Origin of the sequence: Staphylococcus ureilyticus (assembly GCF_002902235.1) — a bacterium.
GTDB lineage: Bacteria > Bacillota > Bacilli > Staphylococcales > Staphylococcaceae > Staphylococcus > Staphylococcus ureilyticus.
On sequence record NZ_PPRL01000108.1, the window covers coordinates 1 to 1,482 of the forward strand.

1 protein-coding gene is annotated in these 1,482 nt (G+C 33.0%); it reads right to left on the minus strand.

Going from position 1 to position 1,482, the window contains the following annotated elements; translation table 11 throughout:
• Positions 1-1,482 (minus strand): fibrinogen-binding adhesin SdrG C-terminal domain-containing protein (locus tag CD150_RS10450; protein ID WP_206185639.1); only part of this gene is annotated, 1,482 nt, incomplete at both ends.

The window sequence follows — 1,482 nt, forward strand, 5'->3', positions numbered from 1 at the left end:
GGCGTTGGCTCTGGATCTGGTGTTGGCTCTGGATCTGGTGTTGGTTCAGGATCAGGCGTTGGCTCTGGATCTGGTGTTGGCTCTGGATCTGGTGTTGGCTCTGGATCTGGCGTTGGCTCTGGATCTGGTGTTGGCTCTGGATCTGGCGTTGGCTCTGGGTCCGGTGTTGGTTCTGTGCCTTCTCCACTTGCATTATTTTCATAAAATAATACTCCATTATTCCAACTAGCTTGAGCGTAATAATAATAGTTATAAGGAGAATACCCTGAAAGGGTTGTTCTAAATTGTAATGATTGTGAATCTCCTTGATAGTCACTTTCAAATTGTACAACATAGGTTTCATCTAACTCATCAAAATCTATTTGGTAATTGTCATTTGCGACGGATAAATTTATATCATTTGTGACATCCTGAAACATTGTAGTATCCGTAGTATCTGCGTATACACTTTGATTTAATTTATTTTCGTTAATGACTTTAAATACTTTTACTTTAGGTACATTTCCATCGTTTTTATTTCCTTCTATGATTTGACCATAAACAGTTGCTGATGGAATTTTAAATTTATCAGGATTTATATAAGCAATGTGGGTGAATTTGTTATTTTGTTTATCTAAAGACACAATACTACCATTAACACCCAAACCAGCATTATTTACACCATTAAGATAGTCTACTGTAATATCTTTTTGTGTTTTGTGGTTACCTATAGTTGAAGTAATTGTTTGAATGCTATTTTCTGTTACAACTGTTGGATCGATGAATAAATTTAGAGATAAATTGGCTTTTAAATTATTTTTACCATTAACATAATTCGTAAAGACATATCTGATTGTTCCATTTTCTAAAACACTACCTTTTGCAATAACCATTTCCCCATTTTTGATTTCTGGAACTTTACTAATTGTTGAAACACCATGAGTATTGACATTGTTAGAAGTTATAATATCAAAATAATTTCCTTCTTCCAAACCATTTTCAAACGCTAAATCATATTTTAAAGTAGATTTTTCTCCTCTATGAGGGTTAACAATATTATTTGATTCTATATCATTTTTGTTTACTTGAACTTGATTACTAACATCTTTGTTTTCTCTATTAATTGATAGATTTTCACTTGTATTGTTCTTAGATGTAAATGTATTTTTTAAAGGACTTTCAACGTTATCTACATTTTTATCGCCAGAATGTACTGTGCTTGGAGCAACAGTATTTGTATTTGACTTTTCCTCTGTTGTAGAGGGAATTTCCTTGTTATCTACGTTTTTTTCGTCAGAAGATACTGTATCTAGAGTAACAGTATTTGTATTTGATTTTTCCTCAGTTGCAGACGAAACTTCATCGTTAACTACATTTTCCTCGTCAGAAGATACTGTATCCGGAGTAACAGTATTTGTATTTGATTTTTCCTCAGTTGTAGATGAAATTTCCTTGTTATCTACGTTTTTCTCGTCAGAAGATACTGTATCTGGATTAACAGTA